Source organism: Dethiosulfatibacter sp. (assembly GCF_983023055.1).
This window is the reverse complement of record NZ_CEZJXU010000184.1, coordinates 1-4,662: the sequence shown is the minus strand read 5'-3', so window position 1 is coordinate 4,662 and position 4,662 is coordinate 1. Positions and strand designations below refer to the sequence as shown.

Here is a 4,662-nt window from a genome sequence, read left to right as displayed (position 1 = left end):
TAAGACTTACATCCTTAATCCACTGCCACAATTCAATAGCCTCTTCGTTTCCGTTTTCAAGCTCCTTGAACCAGTATCTTGCTTCATCCTTGTATTCAGGCTTTTCTTCTGCCTCTGCATTGAATTTGATATAAAGCTTCAACAGTTCAGGAATAGGATTGGCTTCAATAACTGCCCGGTCTCCCCATTTCTTGTAGGCTGATATCAGCATTCCAAACTGTGTTCCATAATCTCCAAGATGGTTTATAGCCATTACATCAAATCCCATGAATCTATAAATCTTGTTGATTGCATTTCCTATTACAGTAGTTCTTATATGTCCAATATGGAAAGGCTTTGCAATATTAGGCGAAGAAAACTCAACTACTACTTTTCTTCCCTGTCCAATGTCCCTGCTTCCATATTTTTCCTTCTTATCGTATACTTCCTTCAATATTGATTCTGCGAAATATTTCTTATTTACAAAGAAGTTTACATATGGTCCTGTGTTTACTGCTTTTTCAAAATAATCCCCTATAGTGATATTCTTGCTTATTTCTTCAGAAATCATGTTTGGTGATTTCCTCATTATCTTAGCAAATTTAAAACATGGTATGGCATAATCACCCATTTCTGAATTGGGTGGAACTTCAACCATTTCAATCAATTCATCTATTGATGCACCCTCAACCTGCTGGCTAAAAAGTTCAGCAGCTTTAACTTTATAATCTATCATCAAAATCCTCCGTATCTAACTTATTATATGAGATTAGCACAAGGGTCAACCTGTGTCAACTCAATCACTGAAATATTCTTCAGTATCATAAACTTTAATTCCATTTTCCCTCAAAAATTCAGCTGCAATTCCTTCACCGTCTATAAGCTTTCCAGTAAAAGTACCGTCATAAATCTGTCTGCTTCCACAAGAAGGACTTCTTGGCTGAAGAAGGATTGAATCCTCTTTTAACAGCTTTGCAATTTTCAAGGTTTCCTCTGCTCCCCTTATAAACACTTCAGTAAGGTTCACACCCTCGCTGTTCACAACTTTTTTTTCATCACCTTCCATGACAATTTCGCATGGTATCCTCGGTGTTTCAAGTCCTCCAAGCTGTTCAGGACAGACGGGAACTAGATTTTCCTTTTCAAGAAGCTTTACAACCCTTTCGTCAAGGTTGTTTCCTCCGCTGTATTTGCAGTTGAGTCCCAAAAGACATGCACTTACAAGCATATTTTCACCTTGCATGCTTAAGATTGTCCTTGCATGCATTCCTTTCACTAATCTACTGCTTCTGATTCTATTGCTATTTCTATCATTATTATTAGTTCTTAAGAGTTACTACTGTTACTCCTGTTCCACCTTCGCCGAATTCTCCAAGTCTGTGCTTTGTTACAAGCCTGTGAGTTCTCAGAAGCTCAGTTATTCCTTTTCTAAGAACACCAGTTCCCTTTCCGTGGATTATCTGAACTTCATTAAGTCCTGACAAATATGCGTCATCCAAATACTTGTCTATTTCAAGGAAGGCTTCCTCAAGGTTCATTCCTCTCAAGTCTATGGAAGTTTTGATGTTTTTCGACTTCAAGGTATACATCTTATTCTTGGCCTTCTGGGAGGACTTTTCCTCTTCTGATTCCGTTTTCACAAGGGTGTTCACTGGAACATTGAGCTTCATGATACCAGCCTGGACAGTAACCTTGCCGTCATCATTGGGCTTTGTCAATACATATCCCTTCTGGTTAAGGGACTTGATATAAACATAGTCACCTTTATTAATTGGCTTGCCGTCATTAGTAGTTTCAAGGATATATTCAGTCCTTGACAGTTCCTTTATTTTCTTATTCAATCCCGACTTGATTTCACTAACATCTTTTCTGGATTCCTTGTCTATAATGCTGTTGTATTTTTCAATTCTGGAAACCATGTCTCCAGTATCTTTTTTCACATTTTCAAGAATTTCCTTTGCTTCAGCTTTTGCTTCATCAACAATTCTTTCTTTTCTCTTTTTTATCTTTTCTTCTTCAACCTTGAGCTTTTCACTTAGATTCTTCTGCTCATTTTTAAGTTTCAAAATCTCTTCCTTTGTAGACTCTATCTCTTTTCTATCCCTTTCAATCTGAATAAGGGCATCTTCAAACTGTACATCATTCTTTTCTATGGAATTCCTTGCATCATCAATAATAAACTCATTAAGACCAAGTTTTTTTGATATCTCAAAGGCGTTTGACTTTCCAGGTACTCCTATAAGAACCTTGTATGTAGGACTCAAAGTCTCCACATCAAACTCCACGCTGCCATTTATTACTCCGTCTCTTGTAAGCGCATAAATTTTAAGCTCGCTGTAGTGTGTTGTTGCTGCCGTTACTACATTCCTTCCGTGAAGCTCTTCAAGTATGGAAGTGGCAAGTGCAGCTCCTTCCACAGGATCAGTACCTGCTCCAACCTCATCAAGAAGAACAAGTGAATTATCTTCAATTTCATTAAATATCTCAACTATGTTGGTCATATGTGAAGAAAAAGTACTAAGACTCTGCTCTATACTCTGTTCGTCTCCAATATCCGCAAAGACATTGTTGAATACTCCTATCTGAGAGCCGCTCTTTGCCGGAATATGAAGTCCGAACTGTGCCATAAGGGTAAATAATCCTATTGTCTTAAGACATACCGTCTTTCCACCTGTATTAGGTCCGGTAATTATCAGAGTCCTGAATTCCTTTCCTAGCCAAATGTCTGTAGGTACAACCTCATTCTTTGGTATAAGGGGATGTCTTCCCTTCTTGATGTCTATATATCCCTCGTCGTTTAGAACAGGTTCGAAACAATTGAATTGAAGCGAAAGCTTTGATTTTGCAAATATAAAGTCTAGTTCTCCCAAAAGAATTTCATTAGACTTTATTTCTTCGCTTACTGCTCCTACAAGGTCTGTAAGCTCAGCAAGAATCCTTTCAATTTCCTTCTTTTCATCTATCATCAATGTGCTGAGCTCGTTGTTAAGTTCAACAATTGCCATCGGCTCTATAAATAACGTAGCTCCCGTTGAAGACTGGTCGTGTATGAGACCCTTCACCTGATGTCGGTATTCCTGTTTTACTGGTACAACATGCCTGTCGTTTCTTATTGTTACTATGGCATCCTGAAGATATTTTTTTGCCGACAAGGTTGATACTATATTGCTCAACCTGTTTCTTATTACACTGTTCTTGTTTGTTATGCTTTTTCTTATTGATTTAAGTGCGTAACTTGCATTATCAGAGATTTCTTCCTCACTGATTATTGCATTTGTAATTGCTTCCTCCACAACCTTGTTTGGTATAAGGCTTTCAGCCATCTTGGAAAGGAGTCTTATGTTTCCTCCAACCTTTGTTCCAGAGCTTGACTTAATATAGTTTCTTATGACCCTTGAAGCCCTTAAGGAATGTCCTACCTTTAAAAGCATTGCTGCAGATAGTGTTCCTCCAAGCTCCGCTCTTTTCACATAGTCCTTAACACTGGCCACTCCTGAAAGTGGAGGGTTCCCCTTTTCCATAATTAGGGTTATTCCCTCTGAAGTTTCCTTCTGCTTTATTCTTATTTCATTTATATTGGATAGAACGCGGCTCTTTTTCAGGTATTCCCTGCCCAGGTCCGTTTCTGCCTTTTTTTTAAGTATTTCCAGGATCTTATCAAATTCAAGAACCTTAATAGTCTTTTCTTTCATATTACCTCGCTTAAAGTATTTCCTTGTAGTAATACCCTCTAGTTATCTCACCTTTGTCTATATCCTCAACACCATATTTCACACTCTCAATAACTTTGTTTATGTCTGCTGACCCGTTGTAATCGATTCGTCCATAGTCTGAGCCTGTTTTCTTCACCTCATACATCCTGTCTGCCATGTACAGGTGGATAGGATTGTAGATTGTGGTTATTCCCCTGTTTCTGGACATTGGAATCTCATATCCCTTCCTGTCTTTCAAGACATACCTGTCATACATGTCGCAACTGCTGCACTTTGATGTATCCGTGCAATTCTTCATATGCGCAAACGGACAGTTCCTTATAGTCATGAGGGGAAGGTTGGAATACACTATACACTCTGTTTTCATTTCTGTCTTCCTGTTTATTTCTTCAATATCTCCAATGCTTGATTCCACTGAATGGGTAAAACATTCTACTCCTTCGCCCTTAAGAAAATCAGCAGAATATTCGTTCATGATGTTCATCTCGAAATCACAGTAAATGTTATTCTCTCCAAGACTCTTGGCAAATGCCAGTCCGTCTATGTTGTTGACCTGTATTCCTATTATGCTGTCACCATACTTTTTATAGGCTCTTTCAGCCTCCACATAGTCGTATGTTTTTGATACATTTCTAAAGGACAGCACTATTTCTGCATCATCGTTCTTGTCCTTTATATCATTAATTATATCTTCAGTAATAAAATAATATGGTATGTATGCCAAATCTATTTCATTGAAATCTATATTCTTATAATCCCTATCACTGTTCATGTTAAGAGAGTATCTCATGTCATTATCTCTTTCAAAGGTTTCTCTTTCTTCAATTTCTATTGGAACCTCTTTTTTGTTGTGCTGAAGTATTTTTTCTTCAAGGGATTCTATTGCTTTCCTTCTCAGATTGTTTAATACACTTTTGCTCACAAATACATTGCCTTCCAAATCAATATTTACATCTTTTACCGTAAATAC

General features: G+C 37.6%; 4 protein-coding genes. All 4 read right to left on the bottom strand.

Features of this window, described 5'->3' with window-relative positions; genetic code table 11:
- The coding region (gene argS / locus AC3AX0_RS07580) for an arginine--tRNA ligase domain-containing protein (protein ID WP_487549701.1) at positions 1 to 715 on the bottom strand (715 nt) is incomplete at its 3' end.
- Between the two features lie 60 nt (positions 716 to 775).
- A complete protein-coding gene (locus tag AC3AX0_RS07575; protein ID WP_487549700.1) occupies positions 776 to 1,207 on the bottom strand; it encodes a 2-thiouracil desulfurase family protein in 432 nt (143 codons plus the stop codon).
- Positions 1,208 to 1,298: 91 nt separating this feature from the next.
- Positions 1,299 to 3,671 (bottom strand): endonuclease MutS2, encoded by a 2,373-nt coding sequence (locus AC3AX0_RS07570; RefSeq protein ID WP_487549699.1) that lies wholly within the window; start codon positions 3,669 to 3,671, stop codon positions 1,299 to 1,301.
- A gap of 10 nt (positions 3,672 to 3,681) precedes the next feature.
- The coding region (locus AC3AX0_RS07565; protein ID WP_487549698.1) for a U32 family peptidase at positions 3,682 to 4,662 on the bottom strand (981 nt) is incomplete at its 5' end.